The 20,091-nt window shown below is 67.7% G+C and carries 20 protein-coding genes; 14 read left to right on the top strand and 6 right to left on the bottom strand.

What is annotated here, in order from left to right:
- Positions 1–88 precede the first annotated feature (88 nt).
- Positions 89–706 (bottom strand): TetR/AcrR family transcriptional regulator, encoded by a 618-nt coding sequence (locus BMZ21_RS18200; RefSeq protein WP_091837343.1) that lies wholly within the window; start codon positions 704–706, stop codon positions 89–91.
- Positions 707–814: 108 nt separating this feature from the next.
- Between BMZ21_RS18200 and BMZ21_RS18195 the strand changes: the two genes are divergently transcribed.
- The 9 genes from BMZ21_RS18195 (at position 815) to BMZ21_RS18155 (ending at position 11,740) form a co-directional block, all read left to right on the top strand.
- A complete protein-coding gene (locus tag BMZ21_RS18195) occupies positions 815–1,507 on the top strand; it encodes a PspA/IM30 family protein (RefSeq protein ID WP_091837340.1) in 693 nt (230 codons plus the stop codon).
- Positions 1,508–1,545: 38 nt separating this feature from the next.
- The gene (locus tag BMZ21_RS18190) at positions 1,546–1,824 is read left to right on the top strand and encodes a YiaA/YiaB family inner membrane protein (protein ID WP_091837337.1); all 279 of its coding nucleotides are present in this window, start codon (positions 1,546–1,548) and stop codon (positions 1,822–1,824) included.
- A gap of 213 nt (positions 1,825–2,037) precedes the next feature.
- Positions 2,038–5,445 (top strand): acyl-[ACP]--phospholipid O-acyltransferase, encoded by a 3,408-nt coding sequence (locus BMZ21_RS18185; protein WP_091837335.1) that lies wholly within the window; start codon positions 2,038–2,040, stop codon positions 5,443–5,445.
- A complete protein-coding gene (locus BMZ21_RS18180) occupies positions 5,445–6,407 on the top strand; it encodes a hypothetical protein (RefSeq protein WP_091837332.1) in 963 nt (320 codons plus the stop codon). Before BMZ21_RS18185 ends, BMZ21_RS18180 begins: the two co-directional genes overlap by 1 nt.
- A complete protein-coding gene (locus BMZ21_RS18175; RefSeq protein WP_091837330.1) occupies positions 6,404–7,285 on the top strand; it encodes a ThiF family adenylyltransferase in 882 nt (293 codons plus the stop codon). The genes BMZ21_RS18180 and BMZ21_RS18175 overlap by 4 nt, the downstream gene beginning before the upstream one ends.
- Positions 7,282–8,502, top strand: a complete 1,221-nt coding sequence (locus BMZ21_RS18170; RefSeq protein ID WP_091837327.1) for a hypothetical protein — start codon at positions 7,282–7,284, stop codon at positions 8,500–8,502. Before BMZ21_RS18175 ends, BMZ21_RS18170 begins: the two co-directional genes overlap by 4 nt.
- Positions 8,499–9,629 carry a GNAT family N-acetyltransferase gene (locus tag BMZ21_RS18165; protein ID WP_091837325.1) on the top strand — a complete coding sequence of 377 codons (1,131 nt, stop codon included), beginning with the start codon at positions 8,499–8,501 and terminating at the stop codon, positions 9,627–9,629. The genes BMZ21_RS18170 and BMZ21_RS18165 overlap by 4 nt, the downstream gene beginning before the upstream one ends.
- Positions 9,630–9,774: 145 nt before the next feature.
- Positions 9,775–10,767, top strand: coding sequence for a hypothetical protein (locus tag BMZ21_RS18160; protein ID WP_244543898.1), 993 nt, complete (start codon positions 9,775–9,777; stop codon positions 10,765–10,767).
- A gap of 76 nt (positions 10,768–10,843) precedes the next feature.
- Positions 10,844–11,740 (top strand): polyphosphate kinase 2 family protein, encoded by an 897-nt coding sequence (locus BMZ21_RS18155; RefSeq protein WP_342029037.1) that lies wholly within the window; start codon positions 10,844–10,846, stop codon positions 11,738–11,740.
- A gap of 6 nt (positions 11,741–11,746) precedes the next feature.
- Here BMZ21_RS18155 and BMZ21_RS18150 read toward each other — a convergent pair whose 3' ends face one another.
- Positions 11,747–12,442, bottom strand: a complete 696-nt coding sequence (locus BMZ21_RS18150; protein ID WP_091837320.1) for a TetR/AcrR family transcriptional regulator — start codon at positions 12,440–12,442, stop codon at positions 11,747–11,749.
- 154 nt (positions 12,443–12,596) lie between these two features.
- Here BMZ21_RS18150 and BMZ21_RS18145 point away from each other — a divergent pair, with 154 nt between their 5' ends.
- Positions 12,597–13,652, top strand: a complete 1,056-nt coding sequence (locus BMZ21_RS18145; protein ID WP_091837318.1) for a Gfo/Idh/MocA family protein — start codon at positions 12,597–12,599, stop codon at positions 13,650–13,652.
- Between the two features lie 18 nt (positions 13,653–13,670).
- Here BMZ21_RS18145 and BMZ21_RS18140 read toward each other — a convergent pair whose 3' ends face one another.
- Complete coding sequence (locus BMZ21_RS18140; protein ID WP_208862316.1) at positions 13,671–14,417, bottom strand: IclR family transcriptional regulator; 747 nt, start codon at positions 14,415–14,417, stop codon at positions 13,671–13,673.
- Between the two features lie 103 nt (positions 14,418–14,520).
- On the bottom strand, positions 14,521–15,336 hold the full coding sequence (locus BMZ21_RS18135; protein ID WP_091837312.1) for a sugar phosphate isomerase/epimerase family protein: 816 nt from the start codon (positions 15,334–15,336) through the stop codon (positions 14,521–14,523).
- Between the two features lie 79 nt (positions 15,337–15,415).
- Between BMZ21_RS18135 and BMZ21_RS18130 the strand changes: the two genes are divergently transcribed.
- Both BMZ21_RS18130 and BMZ21_RS18125 read left to right on the top strand, forming a co-directional pair.
- Entirely contained in the window at positions 15,416–16,045 is a 630-nt protein-coding gene (locus tag BMZ21_RS18130) for a nuclear transport factor 2 family protein (RefSeq protein WP_091837310.1), read from the top strand.
- Positions 16,046–16,188: 143 nt separating this feature from the next.
- Positions 16,189–17,064 (top strand): dioxygenase family protein, encoded by an 876-nt coding sequence (locus BMZ21_RS18125; protein ID WP_091837308.1) that lies wholly within the window; start codon positions 16,189–16,191, stop codon positions 17,062–17,064.
- A 29-nt stretch (positions 17,065–17,093) separates the two neighbouring features.
- Here the strand turns inward: BMZ21_RS18125 and BMZ21_RS18120 are convergent, their stop codons facing one another.
- Entirely contained in the window at positions 17,094–17,306 is a 213-nt protein-coding gene (locus BMZ21_RS18120; protein ID WP_143079732.1) for a hypothetical protein, read from the bottom strand.
- A 305-nt stretch (positions 17,307–17,611) separates the two neighbouring features.
- Here BMZ21_RS18120 and BMZ21_RS18115 point away from each other — a divergent pair, with 305 nt between their 5' ends.
- Positions 17,612–18,274, top strand: a complete 663-nt coding sequence (locus BMZ21_RS18115; protein ID WP_091837304.1) for an FMN-dependent NADH-azoreductase — start codon at positions 17,612–17,614, stop codon at positions 18,272–18,274.
- 19 nt (positions 18,275–18,293) lie between these two features.
- Positions 18,294–19,181 (top strand): polysaccharide deacetylase family protein, encoded by an 888-nt coding sequence (locus tag BMZ21_RS18110; protein WP_091837301.1) that lies wholly within the window; start codon positions 18,294–18,296, stop codon positions 19,179–19,181.
- Here the strand turns inward: BMZ21_RS18110 and BMZ21_RS18105 are convergent.
- A complete protein-coding gene (locus BMZ21_RS18105) occupies positions 19,159–20,091 on the bottom strand; it encodes a LysR substrate-binding domain-containing protein (protein WP_091837298.1) in 933 nt (310 codons plus the stop codon). The genes BMZ21_RS18110 and BMZ21_RS18105 overlap by 23 nt on opposite strands.

The raw sequence follows: 20,091 nt of genomic DNA, 5'->3' as shown, positions 1-20,091 counted from the left end.
GGAGGCCGGATCCGATATGCCCGAACCTTCAGTGCCGATCATGTCATCAGCGCGGCGGGCTTGGCGATCCGGCTGTCGCTCGCCGGCCTCAGGCCGGGGCAGTGAGCCCCCTGCAGATGAGGCGGACCAAACCTTCGATCTGGCGATCGAGATCGCGATGCGGGACGGCGATCAGCTTCTGCTCCAGCCCGATCGCGACGACGCCGTGCACGGCCGAGAACAGGGTCCGGCTCATCAGCATGCGCTCCGCCTCGGCGCGATCCGGCAGCAGCACGCTGAGCGGCTCGAGGATGTGGCGGAACAGCGTCATCTGCTCGCTCACCGCCCAGTCCGGCACCACCGCGCCTTCCGCCATGCGGTGCTCGAACAGGATGCGCCAGAGCTGCAGGTTCTCGCGGGCGAAGGCGCAATAGGCGAGGGCGACCGCGACCAGCCTGTCGGCTGCGGTATCCGCGCAGGCCGGCGCATCCTCGCCCTCGGCCGCGCTCAGCGCCGCATCGAGCCGTGCCAGCGTGCGCGAGCCGACGCGCAGGACGAGCTCGTCCATATCCGCGACGAGGTTGTAGATCGCACCGAGCGCGCAGCCGATCTCCTGCGCCAGTTCGCGGGCCTTCAGGCCGGCCAGCCCCCTCTCGGCGATGGCCTTCTCAGCTGCGTCGATCAACTGGGTGCGTTGCCGCTCGCGGCGCGCTGCCGTCGTGGTCATTCCGTCAATCTCGAATTTTGTGAACGTCGTTCAAGATAGTCCTTGAACGACGTTCATGGTTGGGCTATGCCTTGTTGCGTGAACAACGTTCATAGCAAGGAAGCGTCAATGTTCAAGATGTTTCTCACCTTCGTCCGCGGCAGCGCCGCCATTGCCGAGGAGCGCTTCGCCGATCGCAACGCGCTCCTCATCCTCGACCAGCAGATGCGCGATGCCGCCGGCGCTTTCGAGCGCGCCAAGAAGGCACTTGCGGTCGCGATCGCACAGGACCGGCAGGAGAGCGAGCGGCTCGCCGCGAGCCATGCCCGCATCGCCGATCTGGAGAACCGGGTCGCCGCTGCGCTCACGGCCGGCGACGAGGTTCTCGCCCGCGAGGGCGCCGAGGCGATCGCGGCCCTCGAGGCCGATCGCGATGCGGCGGCGGGCGCGCAGGCGCTGTTCGCCGCCGAGATCGTCCGCTTGCGCCGCCATGTCGGCCAGGCCCAGGCGCGCATCGCCGAACTCGACCGCGGCCGGCGCCTCGCCCGCGCCTCGGAGGCCGTGCGCCAGATGCGGCAAGGCCGGATCGAGATCAGCCCTGCCCATGAATCGACGCTGGCCGAGGCCGAGCAGACGCTGAAGCGCCTGCGCGAGCGCCAGGTCGAGGCGGAGGCGGCCGAGACCGCGCTCGACGAACTCGACGGCGCGGCCGCGGCCTCGGTCACCGAGAAGCTCGCCGCCAAGGGTTTCGGCCCCAGGCTGCGGACCACCGCCGATGACGTGCTGGAGCGGCTGCGCGGCCGGCAACTCCAGGCGAATTGATCTCTTTCCTTTGCAAGCGCACCCGACGGGAGCAAACGATGAACCAGAACGTACAGCCCCATAGCGGCGCCTGGGTCAGTTTCACCTACGCCTCCTTCTTCGCCGCGGCGGCCATGGTCGGCGCCGGAATCCTGTTCCTGCCGCTCGACTGGTGGGCCAAGGGCTATCTCGCCATGGGCTGCGTGATGCTGGTCCAGTCCTGCATCACCATGACCAAGACGGTGCGCGACATGCACGAGGCGTCCAAGCTGGTGAACCGGATCGAGGATGCCCGTACCGAGCGCCTGCTGATGGACGTCGGCAAGCCGGCTCTGTGAGTGTCGCTACGGTGCCGATCGTCGTTGCGAGCGGAGCTTAGCAATCCAAAAGGTCTCGCTCTGCCATCCCTGGATTGCGTCGTCGCAATACTCCTCGCAATGACGGTTCTGTCGGTCACCTTCACTTAACCGCTTCGCCACATCGGCCGGCGCAGGCAAGAGTTGCTAAAGCCCGGCCGATGCAACCTCTCTGTCCCTTCCCGTGAGATCGCCATGATCGACACATTGATGCTGAAGCGGCGCTTCGCCCCGCTGTTCTGGGCGCAGTTCTTCTCCGCCTTCAACGACAACTTTCTCAAGAACGCGCTGGTCTTCATCATTCTCTACAAGCTCGCCGGCTCGCATGGCGAAGCGCTGGTGACCCTGGCGGGCGGGCTCTTCATCGCGCCGTTCTTCCTGCTCTCGGGCGTCGGCGGCCAGATGGCCGACCGGTTCGACAAGGCGGTGATGGCGCAGCGGCTCAAGCTCGCCGAGATTGGCGCGGCGGCGGTCGCGGTCCTCGGCTTCACCTTGCATTCCGTGCCGGTGCTGTTCGTCGCGCTCGGCCTGTTCGGGGTGATCGCGGCGCTGTTCGGGCCGATCAAATACGGCATCCTGCCCGACCATCTGAAGCCTGAGGAGTTGCCTGCCGGCAACGCCCTGATCGAGGGCGCGACCTTCATCGCGATCCTGCTCGGCACCATTGCCGGCGGCCTTACGGCGCGTGAAGGGGGCGATGCCGCCCAGCTCAGCCTGCTGATCCTGGTCTTCGCGCTGGCCTGCTGGGTCGCGACGCTGTTCATCCCGAAGACCGGGCCGGCGGCACCCGATCTCGTTGTCGACCGCAACATCCTGCGCTCGACCCGCGACCTGCTCAGGGATCTGTGGGGCGATGCAAGGCTGTGGCGCACCGGCGTCATGGTCTCGCTGTTCTGGCTGATCGGCGCGGTGGTGATGTCGCTCCTGCCGTCGCTGGTGAAGAACGCCATGGGCGGCACCGAGCTGGTCGTCTCGACCTATCTCGGCATCTTCGCCATCGCGATCGCGGTCGGCTCCGGCATCGGCTCCTTCCTGTCGAGCGGGCGCATCGTGCTCTTGCCGGTGCCGGTCGCCGGCGTGGTGATGGGCCTGTTCGCGCTCGATCTCGGCTGGGCGGTCTCGGGCATCGTCGCGCATCAGCCAGCGCAGGATATCGGCGCCTTCTTCGCGGGTCCCGCCGCCTGGCGCGTCGGCATCGATCTCGCCGGCCTCGCCATCGCCGGCGGCGTCTTCGTCGTGCCGTCCTTCGCCGCGGCGCAAGCCTGGGCCCCGGCCGACAAGCGCGCCCGCATCGTCGCCGCCGTCAACGTGCTCTCGGCCGCCTTCATGGTTGCCGGCGCCGTCGTCGTCGCGCTGCTGCAGGCGGCGGGCCTGACGCTCGGCCAGCTCTTCCTGCTGATCGGCGTGCTGACCATCGCGGCGTCCGTCTGGATCCTGCGGACGCTGCCGACCAATCCGCTCAGCGACTTCCTGTCGATCCTGTTCCGCGCCTTCTACCGGGTCGAGGTCACCGGCCGCGAGAACATCGCCAAGGCCGGCGACAACGCGATCATCGCGCTGAACCACGTCTCCTTCCTCGATGCGGCGCTGGCGCTCTCGATCCTCGACAAGGAGCCGGTCTTCGCCATCGACCACGGCATCGCCCAGCGCTGGTGGGTGAAGCCCTTCCTGAAGCTGACGCGCGCCATGCCGCTCGATCCGTCGCGCCCATTGGCGACGCGCTCGCTGATCAATGCCGTCAAGAACGGCGAGAGCCTGGTGATCTTCCCCGAGGGGCGCCTCACCGTCACCGGCAGCCTGATGAAGGTCTATGACGGCGTCGGCATGATCGCCGAGAAGTCCGGTGCGCAGGTCGTGCCGGTGCGGATCGAGGGTCTGGAAGCGACGATCTTCTCGCGGCTGACCCGCGAGCAGGTGCGCCGGCGCTGGTTCCCCAAGGTGCGCGTCACCGTGCTGGAGCCGGTCTCGCTGATCGTGCCCGAGGAGCTGAAGGGCAAGCCGCGGCGCCAGGCGGCAGGTGCGGCGCTCTACCAGATCATGTCCGACCTGATCTTCAAGACCACCGACATCGACCGCAGCGTCTTTTCGGCGGTGGCGGAAGCGGCTGTGGTCAACGGCAAGGGCCGCGTCGCGGTCGAGGACCCGATCACCGGAAGCCTCACCTACAAGCGCCTGCTGATCGGCGCCGAGGTACTCGGCCGCAAGCTGATGCCGCTCGCGGCCAAGGGTGAGGCGATCGGCGTGATGCTGCCCAACGCCAATGGTGCGGCTGTGACGCTGCTCGGCCTGATGTCGGCGGCGCGCGTGCCGGCGATGATCAACTTCACCGCCGGCGCGAGCAATATCGCCGCGGCCTGCAAGGCGGCTGAAGTGAAGACCATCGTCACCTCGCGCGCCTTCGTCGAGAAGGGCCGGATGGGGCCATTGATCGAGGCGCTGCAGGCCGAGGTTCGCATCGTCTATCTGGAAGACGTGCGCGCCACCGTCTCGACTGGAGACAAGCTCAAGGCGCTCTGGCGCCATGGCACGCGGATCGAAGAGGCCAAGGGTTCGGATCGCGCCGCGATCCTGTTCACCTCGGGCTCGGAAGGGGCGCCCAAGGGCGTGGTGCTCTCGCACCGAAACATGCTGGCCAATGCGGCGCAGGCCGCGGCCCGGATCGATTTCGGCCGGCGTGACAAGGTCTTCAACGTGCTGCCGGTCTTCCATTCCTTCGGCCTGACGGCGGGGCTCGTCCTGCCGCTGGTCTCGGGCGTGCCGGTCTATCTCTACCCGTCGCCGCTGCACTACCGGATGGTGCCGGAGCTGGTCTATGGCTGCAACGCCACCATCCTGTTCGGCACCGACACCTTCCTCACCGGCTATGCCCGCGCCGCGCACCCCTACGATCTGCGCTCGCTGCGCTACATCGTCGCCGGCGCCGAGCCGGTGAAGGACACGACGCGGCGGACCTATATGGAGAAGTTCGGCCTGCGCATCCTCGAAGGCTACGGCGTGACCGAGACCGCGCCGGTGCTGGCGCTGAACACGCCGATGTTCAACCGCTTCGGCACGGTCGGCCGGATCATGCCCGGCATGGAGGCCCGGCTCGAGCCGATGCCCGGCGTCGAGGAGGGCGGCCGCCTGCATGTGAGCGGCCCGAACATCATGCTGGGCTATCTCAAGTCGGAGAATCCCGGCGTGCTCGAGCCGCCGCCCGAGGGCTGGCACGACACCGGCGACATCGTCGTGATCGACAAGGACGGCTTCGTCACGATCAAGGGCCGCGCCAAGCGCTTCGCCAAGATCGCCGGCGAGATGGTCTCGCTCGCCGCGGTCGAGGCGCTGGCCGCCGAATGCTGGCCGGGCGTGCTCTCCGGCGTTGCCAGCCTGCCCGATGCCCGCAAGGGCGAGCGGCTGGTGCTGGTGACGCAGCAGAAGGACGCAACGCGCGCCGCCTTCCAGGCTTTCGCCAAGAGCAAGGGTGCCGCCGACCTGATGATCCCGGCCGAGGTGATGGTGGTGCCCGCCGTGCCGGTGCTCGGCTCCGGCAAGCTCGACTTCGCCGGCATCTTCAGGCTGGTAAAGGAGCGTAGCCAGGCCCCCGCCCCGGCGGTGGCTTGATGCTCGGCTTCTGGCTGAAGGCGCTGCGGCGGCCGACGCTCGACCTTACGCTCGCGACCGCGCCGGGCCTGACGACGCGGATCATCGAGCGGCCGGGCGTGGTGCTGGACGATGCCGAGCTCGCGGCGCTGGTCGAGCAGCTGCGCACCGTGGCGGGGCGAACGCTGGCGCAGGGCGCGCTGACCTATGGCGTCTTCTCCGGCGAGCGCGAGCGCCTGAGCCAGAGCATCGTCACCCTGATCAGCGAGACGGCGACAGGGCGCCCGGTCGCCTTCAACGCCCTGGCGCAGATGCAGCTCCAGCTCAACGGCGAGCCGGAGCAGGTCACGCATCTCGGCCTCGTCATGGTCGATCCCGAGGTGCGCGGGCGCGGGCTCTCCTGGGTGCTCTATGGCCTGACCGTGCTGGTGCTGTTCGTGCGCGGGGGCCTCAGGCCGCGCTGGATCTCGAACGTGACGCAGGTCCCGAGCGTGGTCGGCATGGTCTGCGAGACCTTCTCCGACGTCTATCCCTCGCCGGATGCCGGCAGCCGCCAAAGCTTCGCGCATCTGACCCTTGCCCGGCAGATCATGCGCGGGCACCGCCACGTCTTCGGCGTGGGCGAGGAAGCCGGCTTCGAGGAGGCCCGTTCGGTGATCACCGACGCCTATACCGGCGGCTCCGACGATCTGAAGAAGAGTTTCGAGCAGGCCGCCCAGCATCGTGATGCCAGCTACAACGCGTTCTGCCGGGAGACGCTGGATTACGAGCGCGGCGACGACGTGCTCCAGCTCGGCCGCATGGATCTGGCGGCGGCGCGGCGCTACCTGCTCGGGCAGGTCCCCCGCTCGTCCTTGCCTGGTCTCATCGGGGCCTCGGCTTTTCTGCTGCTGCAGAGGCTGGTGCTGCCCTTGCTGCATTGGCTCGACGATGGCAGGCGTTGCGGCACATTGCGTCCACGCGCCGCCAGGACGAAGCCATGATTCCCGGATTCAGCTACGAGCTCTTCACCACCCGCAATATCGGCTTCGTCACCGAGGCCGAGCAGGCAAGGCTGCGGCAGGCGACGGTCTTCGTCTGCGGCGTCGGCGGCATGGGCGGGGCCGCCTTCATGGCGCTGGTCAGGGCCGGGGTCGGCCGTTTCGTCATCGCCGATATCGACGTCTTCGAGATCTCGAACCTGAACCGGCAGGTCTTCGCCAATGCCGGCACGGTCGGCCAGCCCAAGGCGGAAGCTGCCGCTGAAGCCGCGCGCGCGATCAATCCGGAGATCGAGATCGAGGTGCTCGGTGCGCAATGGGCGGAGCGCCTGCCGGAGATCGCCGGGCGCTGCAAGGTGATCGTCAACGGCATGGACGACATCGCCGCGGGCCTGCATCTCTACCGCACGGCGAAAGCCGCCGGCGCCAGCGTGATCGACGCCTATATGGCTCCGCTCCCCTCGGTGATCGTGGTCCGGCCGCAGGATCCGCGCCCGGAGGAGCGGCTTGGCTTCCCGACGCTCGGGAAGGATTGGCGCACGCTGAGCGAGGACGACAAGCGTGCGGCGCTGCTGTGCGAGGTGACGCATGTGATGCTGCATTCGCGCTCGCGCCATCATGTCGACCTTGCGATTGCCGGCGAGGTCGCGGCTGGCCGGCGCAGCCGCATGTCCTTCGCGCCGATGGTGATCACCACCGGCATGATGATGGCCTATGAGGCGATCGCGCTCGTGCTGGGCAGGCGCACCGGCACCGATTGCCGCGGCTGGTTCTTCAATCCCCATCGGCCGGCGGTCGAACGGCCTCTGCCGGCGCCGATTGCGGCGCTGCTGAAGCCGTTCGTGGTGCGGGCGCTGGCCAAGATGGTGGCCGGGCCATGAATGGCGGCTTCGCCAATCCCGCTTTGGTCGCCGATTCCATCGTCGATATCTGCGGCGCGCTGGGGCTCGCCGTCGCCATGCTGACCTTGCGCCGGCGCGATCCGCGCGGGGCGCTGACGACGCGCTTCCTCGTGGCGATGGGGCTCGTCGCCGCGCTCTTCCTGCTGCGTGGCCTGAGCTGGTGGAGCGGCAGCGTGCTGCTCGAGCGGCTGGCGCTGGCCTGCGCCGCTTTGTTCCCGCTGGGGGCGCTGATCGTCACCGAGGGCATGCTGCGCCGGCATGCGCCGCGCGCAGGCAAGATCGCCGTGCTCGCTGGCTCTGGCCTGCTCGTGCTCGGCAGCCTCGTCGGCCTCGCCGATCATCACTGGGCCTATGATCTGGCGCTGGCCGGTTTTCAGTTCTTGACGGTCGCCTTCTGTGGCGTGCTGCTGTTCCGGCGCGACCCGGCCTCGCTGACCGAGGCGGAGAACACCAGCGTCTGGCGGCTGGGGCTCTGCGCCTTCCTGATCCTGCCCTTCGCGCTCAGCGATTTCCGGGGGCTGATGCCCGACATGCCGGTCCGGCTCGGCGGTGTCGGCGCACTGCTGCTGGTTTCGATCGTGCTGGTCACGGGTGGAGCGGCGCCCACGCGCCGGCAAGGCTTCTACCTGCTCGGCGTGCGCGTCGCGGCGGCCTTGCTGCTCGGGGCGGCCGCCGCGCATGTCACACCCGGTGCCGACCTCGCCCACGGCGTGAGACTCTGCGCCGTGACGCTCGCCGGCGTGCTCGCCATTGCGCTCGCAGTCGATGCGCTGTCGAGCCTCTTCGATGCGACGGCGCCCGGCGTCCTCGGCTCGCTCGCCCATTCGCGGGCGGAGACGCAGGAGGCGTTGATCGCCCTGCTCGCCGGGCATCCGCTGTTCAGCCATGCCCGCCGCCTCGGCGAGACGGAGCTGCGCGACTACGATCCTGCCATCCTGAAGCCGGCGCTGCGCGAGATCGGGGTGCTCCATGCCTCCGGCCGAAGCTGGCCCTGGCCGCCGACCGATCCGGTCGCGGAGCGGCTCGCGGCCTTGATGGCGGCCCATTCCGCCAGCCATCTGCTCGTGCTCGGCGAAGAACCGCTCGACCTGTTGCTGCTGACCGTGCCGGTGGTCTCTGACGATCCGGCGACCGAGACCGCGCTGGCGCTGGTGCGCCGGCTCCTGGCGAGCGCACCGAGCAAGGTCCCGGCATGATCGAGATCACCAGCAGCGACCGCAAGGCCGCCTTTGCCGTCACGACAGAGGTCTATCCCGCCGACAGCCCCTATGTGCCGCCGATGTGGTCAGATTTCGATCGCATGCTCGATCCCAAGCGCAATCCGCTGGTCAAGGACGGGCACGGTCGCTTCGAACTGTTCACGGCGCTGAAGGACGGGCGACCGCTCGGACGCATCGTCGCTGCGATCCACGACGCCTCGAATGCGCGCCACGGCACGGCTCGGGCCCAGTTCGGCTATTTCGACTGCGCCGATGACCCCGAGATCGCCTCGGCCTTGCTCGGTGCCGCCGAGAGCTGGGCGCGCGAGCGCGGCATGGCGGAGCTCGTCGGCAACTTCAACCTGACCGCGATGCAGCAGGCCGGCGTCGTCACCGGCGGCTTCGAGAACGCGCCCTTCACCGACATGCTCTTCAGCCCGCCGCATATCGCGCAGCTGCTCGAAGCAAACGGCTACGCCCCCACCTTCCCAATGACGACATTCCGGATCGCGCTGGGCGATGTAGACCCTTCCGGGCTGCTCGGCGACAAGCAAAAAGCGATCCTCGCCGATCCCGATTATCGCTGGATGCCGATCGACCGCCGGCATTTCGCCGAGCGGCTGGAAGAGTCGCGCCTCATCCTGAATGACGGCTTCGACGCCAATCCGATGTTCGTGCCGCCGACCGCTGAGGAATACCGCTTCCAGGCCGGCGATATGATGTGGGTGATCGACAAGCGCATCTCGACCGTCGTCCACCACAGGGGCGAGCCGGTCGGTGCGATCATCGCGATCCCCGATCTCAATCCGCTGGTGAAGGCGGCCGGCGGGCGGATCGGCCCGAGCTTTCCTTTTCGGTTCCTCTGGCATCGCTGGACCAACCGGCGCGCCGTCATCGTCTACCAGTCCGTCAGCCGCGCCTTCCATAATCGCGGGCTCAACGGCGCCATGCTCTACAAGGTGACGAGCGCCCTCAAGGCAGCCGGCTATGACGAGCTCGGCGGCACCTGGATCGCTGACGTCAACGGGCCGAGCCTCAGGCAGGCGCAGAAAGCGGGCGCCAAGCCGCTGCATCGGCTACACCTCTTCGCCAAGAGCCTGATCGACCACAATGCTGTCTCATGATGACGCCTTGATTCCTGATCTGGTCGTCCCGGGCGGAGCGAAGCGTAGACCCGGGACCCATTCCGGAGCGGTTCAGGCATGGAGCCAGGATCGGCGCCGCCTGCGGCGGCTTGTCCGGGATGACATCTATGGGTGACGCAGGCTGATGCTCGACCCTTCTCTTCTCAAAGACCTGCTCGCCGAAGTCCGGCTGGCCCCGAGCGTCCACAATATCCAGCCGACGCGCTGGCGGCTTGTCGGCGGCGATGCGCTACTCCTACTGGAGGACATCGCGCGACGCCTGCCGGCCGCCGATCCCACGGGGCACGACGTCAGGCTCTCGCACGGTGCCGCGGTCGAAGGGCTGTCGCTGGCGCTGGGCCGGCATGGGCTGAGGATTGCGGAGGTTGAGCCGGCGGCAGACGCATCTACCTCCGGCGGGCTGATGCCGGTGGCGCGTATTCTCATTAGGGCTGGTGGCGCTCTCGATAAGCTGGCCGATCTGGTCGCCAGCCGCATCAGTTGGCGCGGTGGTTTCCGTGCCTTCGGTCCAGCCGGCGAAGCAGCTTTGGATGGGCTGGCGGCCTCGTCGACCGATCTGCTGCTTGTTCGCGATCCGCCGGCGGTGGGGGAGATCGCGCGGCTCGCCGACGAGGCCGGCTTCCACTTCCTCTGCAATGACGCCCATCGTGCCGAATTGCTGCGCTGGATGCGCCTGTCTCGATCGGATCCGGCCTATCTGCGCGACGGGCTCAGCGCCGAGGCGATGGCGATGCCGGGCGTGGTCGCGTTCGGGACCAGGCTGGTGCTCGGGCCGCTGTTCCCGCCGCTGCGTCGGCTGGGTCTTGCAGCGACGCTGGTGAGCGAGCGCGGCACGTTCGCGAACGGCGCCGTCGCGCTCTTCCATCGCCCCGAAGGCGAGGATCCGCTCGTGACCGGGCGCGCCTTCTACCGGGCCTGGCTCGCGATGACGGCGCAGGGGCTCGCCGCCTGTCCGGTCTCGGTGCTGGCCGATCGGCCGGCGAGCAATAGGCAACTTATCGAGCGACACGGCGTTCCCAAAGGTCGCCGCCTCGTCAACGTCTTCAGGCTCGGCCTCGCCGCGGGGGCACCCGCGGCAGTGCGAGCCCGGCTGCCGGTAGCGGAGCTGATTGTCTGAACGCAGCCGCAAGGCTGGACAATAGGCGACGGGGCGACAGATTGAACAGAGGTCTTTCTGCGAGAGGATGCCAGGCATGCTGCCGGACGAGATGGTCAAGCGCTTCAGGGTCACGGACGGCGATGACTTCAAGCTGAAGCATTTCGACCCTGGCGAGACCTGCGGCCTCGCGATCGACAAGGACGAGGCGCGCGAACTGTTGCAGACCGGCGTCAAGCGCCTGCGCGAGCTGCAGGAACGGCTCTTTGCGGAGAAGCGCTGGTCGATTCTGATCGTGCTGCAGGCGATCGACACCGCGGGCAAGGACGGGACGATCGAGCACGTCATGTCTGGGGTCAATCCGCAGGGCTGCGAGGTCACCTCCTTCAAGGCGCCAAGCTCGCTGGAGCTGCGCCATGATTTCCTTTGGCGCACCGCCTGCGCGCTGCCGGAGCGCGGCGAGATCGGCATTTTCAACCGCTCCTATTACGAGGAGGTGCTGGTCGTGCGCGTGCACGAAGAGTTGCTGCGCAAGCAGGGACTGCCGCCCAAGCTCATCGGCAAGCATGTCTGGCGCGATCGCTTCGAGAGCATCCGCGATTTCGAGAAGCATCTGGCTCGCAACGGTACCGTCGTCCTGAAATTCTTCCTCAACCTGTCGAAGGACGAGCAGCGCCGGCGCCTGCTGGCGCGGATCGACGAGCCCGATAAGCACTGGAAGTTCGATGCGGGCGATCTCGCCGAGCGCAAGCATTGGGACGACTATCAGGGCGCCTACCAGGACGCGATCGCCGAGACGGCGAGCAAGCACGCGCCCTGGCATGTCGTTCCCGCCGACAACAAATGGTTCACCCGGCTGATCGTCGCGGCGACGATCGTCAATCGGCTTGAAAAGCTCGATCCGCAGTTCCCGGTGGTTGACGACGAGGCCCGAAAGGTCATGGCCAGGGCCCGAAAGGAACTGTTGGCCGAGGACGGCAAGCGCAAGCGCTGAGGCCGGTCAGCCGGCTTCGTTGGAGGGTGAGGCGTCGTCGCTGCGGACATAGCGCCAGAGCACCTCGGCGATCTCAGCCCGCTGGCGGAGCTTCGCCTTCGACGATGACATGTCCCAGCGGAATTGCGCCTCGAAGGTGTGCCGGTTCGCGACCGAGAAGATCGAGAGGGCATTCAGCGTGGCATGGAGCGCATGGGCATCGATCTCCGGCCTGATCGCGCCGAGGCTCTTGCCCTTGGCGAGCACGCGCTCGATCTGGCCGATGATCGGTCTTGTCATTTTCTGGAGCGTCTCGCTGCTGGCGACATGCCGGCCGCGATGGATGTTCTCGATCGCGACCAGCCGCACGAATTCCGGATTGGCCTGGTGGAAGTCGAAGGTGAACTCGGCGAGCCGGCGGATTGCCGCCTCCGGTGCGAGTGTCTCGAGATGCAGGCTCTCCTCCGCCTGGCGCATCCTGCCATAAGCCATCTCCAGCACGGCGACGAAGAGCTCTTCCTTCGAGTTGAAATAGTAGAAGATCAATCGCTTTGTGATCCCCGCCCGCGCGGCGATCGCGTCGGCATTGGCGCCGAGCAGCCCGCTCTCGGCGAACTCCTCGAAGGCGATCTGCAGGATCTCGGCCTTCGTCTTCTCGCGATCCCGGCGGCGGACCTTGGCCGGTTCGTTGCGGGCCGGCCTGCGCGTGGTCACTGCTGTCATCCCGCGATCCCGATTGCCCGTTCCGATTGGGAGGCTTGCCCGATCAGCTCATCCTACCGCGCTTGACAGTAATTATCCACCAGGTTAATCGGATCACAATTATCCTGCAAGTTAATTGCAGCGGCGCATGGCGGTCATAGGGAGCCGTGGAACCATGAAGACCATCGCAATCGGCGTGATCGGCGCGGGGCTGATCGGGCGCAAGCATCTGGCCAAGATCGCCGCGCATCCCGACTTCGAGCTGGCGGGAATCGCCGACGTCAATGCCGAGCAGGTCGCAGCCCAGAACCCCGACGCGCGCGTTTTCGCCGACTATCGCGCGATGCTCGACGAGGCCCGGCCGGAGGCCGTCATCATCGCCTCGCCCAACCAGCTCCATGCGCAGAACGGCATTGAATGCGCCCGCCGCGGCATTCATATCCTGATCGAGAAGCCGGTCACCGACACGCTGGAAACGGCGACTGCGCTGATCGAGGCGACGAAGGCCGCTGGCATCCGCTCGCTGGTCGGCCATCATCGCCGCCATCATCGCCAGGTCGCGACCCTGCGCTCCCTGCTGAACGAGGGCCGGATCGGCGATCTCGTCGGCGTCTCGGCGATCTGGGCGGTGCACAAGCCGGACGCCTATTTCAGTGCGGCGCCCTGGCGGACGCAGGCCGGCGGCGGGCCGGTGCTGATCAACCTGATCCACGAGATCGACTTCCTGCGCTTTTCCGTCGGCGAGATCGTCGCGGTCGGCGCCGTCCTCTCCAACCGCCGGCGCGGCTTTGCCGTCGAGGACACGGCCGGGGTCCTGATCGAGTTCGAGAACGGCGCGATCGGCAGCTTCTTCGTCAGCGACAGCGCCGTCTCGCCCTGGACCACTGAACAGGGCGTCGGCGAGTCGCCGGAGTTCCCGTTCAGCGGCGAGAGCAGCTATCGCTTCATGGGCAGCCGCGGCGCGCTGGAATTCCCCAATCTGGTGCAGTGGACGCAAGCAAGTGAGGCTCCGAACTGGAACCTGCCGATCCAGGCGCAGCGCATCCATGCGCCGACGCTCGACCCCTATATCGCCCAGCTCGACCATTTCCGCGACCTGGTCAGGGGCGAGGCTGCCTCGCTGCAGCCGGTCGAGGACGGCGCGCGCACGCTGATCGCGACGCTCGCGGTAGCCGAGGCTGCCGCGAGCGGGCAGCGGATCGACCTGCGCGAGCGCTACGGGGCGTGCTGAACCTGCCGCGGTCGCGCGTCAGGCGCTGGCGAGCCGGCGATGGAGCTCCGCCACCGCTTCGTCGAGCGCATCCGCGATCAGCGCTTCCGCCCGCGGGGTGTAGCGGATCGCTGGGAGGGCGACGTTGAGTGAGCCGAGCGCCTGTCCGTCCTCGGCCAGCACCGCCTTCGCCAGTCCTATGATGCCCGGGGTGAATTCCTCGTGCGAATAGGCGATGCCGTCGCGCCGGATCTTGTCGAGCTGCCGGCGGAGTTCCGCCGCTGAGGACAGCGTGTTGGCCGTGATCGGCTCGAACCTTACGCGCGCCAGGTACTCGTCCCGCCGATCCTGCAGCATATGCGCCAGGATGATCTTGCCGCCGGAGGTCGCATAGAGCGGCGCGAGATCGCCGAGCCGCATATGGGAGACCAGCCGCTGCGAGGAGCTAACGGTCGCCACCACCTCCGCGTCGTCGCCCTTGAGTATGTTCAGCGCCGCGGATTCGCCGGTCTGCGCGGTGATCCGCTCCAGCACCGGCTGGGCCAGCCCGACGAGGTCCTGCCGGCGTGAGGTCAGGCGCGCCATGCTGGTGAAGCGCTCGCCCAGGCGATAGCTCTTGCCGGCAGCCGAATAGGCGACGTAGCCGCGCCCCGTCGCGGTCTTGAGAAGCTGCGTCAGGCTGCTCTTGGGGATGCCGAGCGCCGCGGTGATCGCGCTGTGCGAGAGGCCGCCATTGACGCGCGCCAGCAATTCGAACAGGTCGAGCAGCCGATCGGCCGATTTCACGGCGCTGCGCGTGTCTTCGCTCGGCTCTACCCTCAACCTGGATCCCTCAGTTCATCAGTATGAACAAACTTAGCAAGCTCTTCCCAGGGAGAAAAGCGGGAGATCAGGGGCGGGCGGCCGCGTTTCGGGCAAGCAGCTGCCTTGTGGCGTCGCCCGCGCGCCGGGCGCGCTCCATGGGCGAGCAGGACGCGAAAGCGGTCGATGGCGCCTCGACGCCGACCGGCGTATCGGGCGCGAACGCGTCGAGAAATGCGTCCAGCCGCAATTCGCCGAGCCCCGGATAGAGCCGCTCCGCTCGCGCTTCGGCACGGAAGCCCGAGGCAGGAGGGCGCGCGGCGGGGGCGTCGCAGAGATGGATGTAGGAGAACAGGCCGGGGTCGTAACCGGCGATGTCGGCTGGGCTGCCGCCCGAGCGGCTGAGGTGCAGCGCATCGACCAGGAGACCGGCATCCCTGGGCGCCGCCTGCCGCAAGAGTTCATGCGCGCTGCCGAGATCGGCGATCGTCGCATACGGGATGAACTCCAGCATCGGCCGCAGCCCGCGTGCGTTCGCCAGCGTGCACAGGCGCCCGAAATTGTCGAGGAGGCGAGCGGATTCGACATCGAAGCCGACGGTCAGCACATGGCGCGCGCCGAGCTCGGCCCCGACGTCCAAAGCTGGTTCCAGATCGTCGACAGCGGTCTGCGGCGACAACCAGATGGCTTCGATGTCGAGGATGCGCATGCCGGTCGCGGCGAGCCGCTCCTTGATGCGGCGCTGCAGGGGGATGTCGCCGACCACGGGCACGATCGTATCGCCCGGCAGTGGCGGCACGATGCGCAGGCCGATCGCGTCGAAGCCGCCTGCCGCGCCGGCATCGATCAGATCCAGCGGGCCCGCATCGAGCACGGTGAGATGCGCGAGCGAGATCGATCTCATCGTCTGCTCTCCGGTTGACTCGAGTTGGCCATTATACAAAACTAGTTCCTGTAGATGAACAAATTGTGGGGAGGCAGCGATGACCGCAGCGAGCGATCAGGCCGACCGGCGCGCCATCCGCGACCTCCTGGAGAATTGGGTGGTCTGGCGCGATGCCGGCGACTGGGAGCGCTTCCGGGGCGTCTGGCATCCCGAGGGACGGATGATGGCTACCTGGTTCCAGGGGACGGGCGACGAATTCATCCGCGTCAGCCGCGAGGGCTTCGAACGCGGCGTTCGCATCCTGCACTTCCTCGGCGGCATCGCGATCGACGTCGCGGGCGCAAGAGCGATCTCCCAGACGAAGATGACGATCAACCAGCGCGCCGAGGTCGAGGGTGTCGTCTGCGACGTCGTCTGCACCGGCCGCTTCTACGATTTCCTCGAGAAGCGCGACGAGCGCTGGGGCATCGTGCTGCGGCAGCCGATCTACGAGAAGGACCGGATCGATCCGGTTGATCCTTCCGCCCCGCTCGCGCTCGATCGCGAGGTGCTGATGCGCTTTCCGGAGGGCTATCGCCATCTCGCCTATCTGCAGACCCGCATCGGCTACAAGGTCAAGCCCGACATGCCCGGGCTCACCGGCCGCGAGGTCGAGGCGCTCTATGCCCGCGGCGCCGGCTGGCTGAAGGGCGCACCGGCCGACGAGCCTGCGGCGCCGGCGAGCTGAGGCCGACATGGCGAGCGTGGTCGTCCAGCCCTTCGTCTACCAGGCCGATCCGGCAGGGTGAGGCGTTCTGCGTGGCCGATGGCGTCGCCGCTGCGAGGGACATGCCCCAAGTCTGACTGGCGACGAGGCAACGGGAGAACAGCGTGAGAAATTTCGACGAGCGCTCGATCACCGCCGCCGTCCGCGAGCGGGTGGGGCAGGCCAGCGATCCGCGCCTCCGTCAGGTCAGCGACGCTCTGATCCGCCATCTCCACGACTTCGTGCGCGAGATCGAGCCGACCCAGGAGGAGTGGTCGCGGGCGATCGCCTTCCTGACCCGTACCGGGCACATGTGCACCGCCAACCGTCAGGAGTTCATCCTGCTCTCGGACGCGCTCGGCGTCTCCATGCTGGTCGACGCGATCAATCACCACCTCCCGGGCGGCGCCACGGAGACCACGGTGCTCGGCCCGTTCTATGTGCAGGAGCCGCCGGAACTGCCGCTCGGAGCCAATATCTCGCCAGGGCTCGCCGGCGTGCCGCTGCTGGTCACCGGTTCGGTCAGCTCAGCCGGCGGTCCGGGGCTGGCCGGCGCGGCGGTCGATGTTTGGCATTCCGACGGCGACGGCTATTACGACGTCCAGCAGCTCGACGAGGATCACGGTCTTGCCATGCGGGCAAGGCTGCGGACCGCGCCGGATGGCGCCTTCCATTTCTGGACGATCATGCCGGCCGCCTACCCGATCCCGAATGACGGGCCGGTTGGCGAGATGCTGGCGGCGCAGGGGCGCCATCCCTACCGGCCGGCCCATGTGCATTTCATGATCGCTGCGCCGGCGCATGAGCAGCTCGTCACCCATGTCTTCGTCGAGGGCGATGCCTATCTCGACTCCGACGTCGTCTTCGGCGTCAAGGATTCGCTGATCCGTCCTTTCGCCGAAATGCCGGCGGGCATGGCTCCCGATGGCACGCGGGTCGACCGGCCCTATCGCCACCTGCATTACGACTTCGCGCTGGCGCCGCAACGGCGCGTGGCCTGAGCCTCTTCCCGTCGTCGATGGAACGGGCTCTAGCGGGGCAATTTGCCGCGATGCGCCTTCGCAAGCACATCGGCCACGCGCTCTTCGCCCGAGCCGCAATCCCGGCCGGCGACCTCGGGAGAAATAGCCGAGAGCCGGATCGCGCTCGATGCTGCTCCGACCGCGCTCGCCCGGCGCGGCAGGGCTGTGATTCCGACGCTCGCCGCGAGCGCCGCGGCCATATCTCGCGTGGTCAGGGTCATGCTGATCTCCCGTGCTGGAATGAGGATTGGGCTCCCTCGGATCGTTTTTCTGCCCATCCCGCACGATGGCAGCAGCACGCCCCGGCTTGCGAAAGTGAGATTTGCTCAACCCTGCTTGAGAGATTCTTGGAACGGCGGGCAAAGCCGTAAAACAAGCCTTCGCCAAGCCTTTGGCGTCGCGGGGACGCGTGATGAAAATCTCTTCAGAGCCCTGAAGAAAAACTCGTTGGTGCGACCACGGGCGGCGACCCATCTTGGCCGCAACCGGCGAGCCTGGTGGCCTGCCGCCTCAGTGAGGACCTTCCATGACCACGCTTCTTCATCTCGACGCCAGCGCCCGCGGCGACCGCTCGCTCAGCCGCGCCTTGTCCAGGGCCTTCGTCGAGGCCTGGCTCGCTCGCGAGCCCGACGCGAACGTGATCGCCCGCGATGTCGGGCGTGATCCGCCGCCCTTCCTCAATGAAGCCTGGGTCGCGGCCGCGTTCACGCCGGAGGAGGCCCGCACGCCGCAGCACAAGGCGGAACTCTCTCTGTCCGACGAATTGATCGCCGAGCTCGCCGCGGCCGATGTCATCGTGATGGGCACGCCGATGTACAATTACGGCATGCCGGCGCAGCTCAAGTCGTGGTTCGACAAGATCATCCGGATCGGCAAGACCTTCAGCTTCGACCTGGCGCGCGGCGATTTTCCGCTGGAGCCGATCCTCAGCGGCAAGACGCTCGTGGTGCTGAGCTCGCGCGGCGAGTTCGGCTTCGGGCCGGGCGGCGTGCGTGCGGACATGAACCAGCTCGACCCGCATATCCGGACCTGCTCGCATTATCTCGGCGTCGAATCGATCCATACGATCGCGATCGACTATCAGGAATTCGGCGATGCCCGGCACAAGCGCTCGATCGCCGAGGCGCATGCCGCGGTGCCGGGGCTGGTCGACGAGCTCATCGCCGGCCGCCGCGCCGAAGCGGCCTAGGTGAGGGAGTCGGAAGGCCTTGATCCAGAATCCGATCCCGTGGCCGAACGGGGCGCGCTGCGCCTGCGCCATCACCTTCGACGTCGATGCCGACAGCCTGATCCATATCGCCAGGCCGAAGGACAGCTGGAACCGGCTTTATCCGATCACCATGGGGCGCTACGGGCCGACCGTCGGCGTGCCGCGCATCCTCGAGACCTATCGCCGGCTCGGCCTGAAGCAGTCCTTCTTCATCCCGGGCTGGACGATGGAGCGCTATCCAGAGGCCGTCGAGGCGATCCTGACGGGAGGCCACGAGATCGGCCATCACGGCTATCTCCATGAGGACCCGACCGAGATCTCGCCGGAGGCGCAGCGCAGCGCCTTCGAGAAGGCGCTCGCCATCCACCGGCGGATGACGGGTCTCACGCCGCGCGGCTATCGCGCGCCGGTCTACAACGCGACGCAGGCGACGATCGACCTCCTGATCGAGCACGGCTTTTCCTATGATTCCTCGCTGATGGCAGACGACATCCCCTACCGGATGCGGTCGGGCGGCAAGCATCTCTACGAGGTGCCGCCGCATTGGGGCTCGGACGACTGGCCGCCCTTCGCCCATTATGCCGAGATCGGCTACATGATGCCGGTGCAGCCGCCGGAGCAGGGCCTCGCAGCCTCCTTCGCCGAGTTCGAGGCGCAATACGAAGCAGGCGGCTTCTGGATGGGGATCTGGCACCCGTTCCTGACCGGGCGCCTGGCACGCTGGGCCGTGGTCGAGCGCTGGCTCGAGCAGGTGCTGGCGACGCGCAAGGTCTGGTTCGCGCCGCTGGAGGAGATCGTCGCTCATGTCGAGCGACTGGTCGCGGCCGGCGAATACCAGGTCCGGACCGAGGAACTGCCCTATTTCACGCAGCCTGTGGCAGGGTGAGCTCGGGCGCCTCGCGCCGGCGGAAGGCGGCGGCCTCGGCGCGCAGCCAGTCGCGGAACAGCACGGTCGAGCGCTTGCGCGGCGTCGCGCCCTCGACCAGCCGGAAGGCGAAGCCCGGCAGGCTGCCGCCGTCGAGGCGGACCAGGCTGCCGTCGCGCAAGGCGTCGTCGACGAGGACATCGCTGCACAGCAGCGGGCCCAGCCCGCGACCGGCGGCGTGCAAGGCCAAAGTCTCCTCGCTGAACCAGGACTGGCGGAAGTCCGGAACCTTTCCCGGCAGCGCCTGCGCCAGCCAGGCCGACCAGTCCGGGGTTTCGAGCGCGCGGTTCTTCCAGCGGTAGCCGATCAGCGGGCGACCGAGCATGTCGGCGATGCCTGCGCGGCGTCCGGCCGGGCAGAGATCGCCGGAAGCGACGGCGATGTAGCTGTCCTCCAGCAGCACGGTCTGACGCTGATCGGCCGGGACCGGGCCATAGCGGATGGCGAGGTCGATGCCCTCGGCGCGCAGGTCCATCACCTCCTCGGAGGCGTCGATATGGACGGTGATCGCTGGATGGGCTGCGTGGAAAGCCGGGAGGCGCGGCATCAGCCAGCGCTCGGCGAAGGCGCGGGTGGTCGAGACGGTGACGGAGTCGGCCGAGCGGGTATCGTCGAGCAAAGCGAAGGCATCGGCGAGCCGATCGAAGCCGTCGCGCAGAAGCGGGAACAACGTCTCGCCGGCGGCGGTCAGCGCGAGCGCCCGCGCCTGGCGCTCGAACAGCTTCAGGCCGAGCACGGCTTCGAGATGGCGCACCTGATGGCTCACCGCCGTTACCGTGACGCAGAGCTCGTTGGCGGCCTGGGTGAAGCTGAGATGGCGCGCCGTCGCCTCGAAGGCGCGTACCGCATTGAGCGAAGGCAGCTTGCGCAT

The organism is Allobosea lupini, assembly GCF_900109525.1.
GTDB lineage: Bacteria > Pseudomonadota > Alphaproteobacteria > Rhizobiales > Beijerinckiaceae > Allobosea > Allobosea lupini.
Note: the sequence above shows the minus strand (reverse complement) of the source record. Positions and strands in the feature narration are given on the sequence as shown.

Bases quoted from the DNA above. Each gene is read 5' to 3' on its own strand.
- BMZ21_RS18190 (WP_091837337.1), top strand. From the start codon at position 1,546: ATGAACCAGAACGTACAGCCCCATAGCGGCGCCTGGGTCAGTTTCACC.
- BMZ21_RS18165 (WP_091837325.1), top strand. From the start codon at position 8,499: ATGATCGAGATCACCAGCAGCGACCGCAAGGCCGCCTTTGCCGTCACG.
- BMZ21_RS18170 (WP_091837327.1), top strand. From the start codon at position 7,282: ATGAATGGCGGCTTCGCCAATCCCGCTTTGGTCGCCGATTCCATCGTC.
- BMZ21_RS18175 (WP_091837330.1), top strand. From the start codon at position 6,404: ATGATTCCCGGATTCAGCTACGAGCTCTTCACCACCCGCAATATCGGC.
- BMZ21_RS18115 (WP_091837304.1), top strand. From the start codon at position 17,612: ATGACCACGCTTCTTCATCTCGACGCCAGCGCCCGCGGCGACCGCTCG.
- BMZ21_RS18185 (WP_091837335.1), top strand. From the start codon at position 2,038: ATGATCGACACATTGATGCTGAAGCGGCGCTTCGCCCCGCTGTTCTGG.
- BMZ21_RS18195 (WP_091837340.1), top strand. From the start codon at position 815: ATGTTCAAGATGTTTCTCACCTTCGTCCGCGGCAGCGCCGCCATTGCC.
- BMZ21_RS18130 (WP_091837310.1), top strand. From the start codon at position 15,416: ATGACCGCAGCGAGCGATCAGGCCGACCGGCGCGCCATCCGCGACCTC.
- BMZ21_RS18145 (WP_091837318.1), top strand. From the start codon at position 12,597: ATGAAGACCATCGCAATCGGCGTGATCGGCGCGGGGCTGATCGGGCGC.
- BMZ21_RS18155 (WP_342029037.1), top strand. From the start codon at position 10,844: ATGCTGCCGGACGAGATGGTCAAGCGCTTCAGGGTCACGGACGGCGAT.
- BMZ21_RS18150 (WP_091837320.1), bottom strand. From the start codon at position 12,442: ATGACAGCAGTGACCACGCGCAGGCCGGCCCGCAACGAACCGGCCAAG.
- BMZ21_RS18160 (WP_244543898.1), top strand. From the start codon at position 9,775: ATGCTCGACCCTTCTCTTCTCAAAGACCTGCTCGCCGAAGTCCGGCTG.
- BMZ21_RS18180 (WP_091837332.1), top strand. From the start codon at position 5,445: ATGCTCGGCTTCTGGCTGAAGGCGCTGCGGCGGCCGACGCTCGACCTT.
- BMZ21_RS18135 (WP_091837312.1), bottom strand. From the start codon at position 15,336: ATGAGATCGATCTCGCTCGCGCATCTCACCGTGCTCGATGCGGGCCCG.
- BMZ21_RS18200 (WP_091837343.1), bottom strand. From the start codon at position 706: ATGACCACGACGGCAGCGCGCCGCGAGCGGCAACGCACCCAGTTGATC.
- BMZ21_RS18120 (WP_143079732.1), bottom strand. From the start codon at position 17,306: ATGACCCTGACCACGCGAGATATGGCCGCGGCGCTCGCGGCGAGCGTC.
- BMZ21_RS18105 (WP_091837298.1), bottom strand. From the start codon at position 20,091: ATGCGCAAGCTGCCTTCGCTCAATGCGGTACGCGCCTTCGAGGCGACG.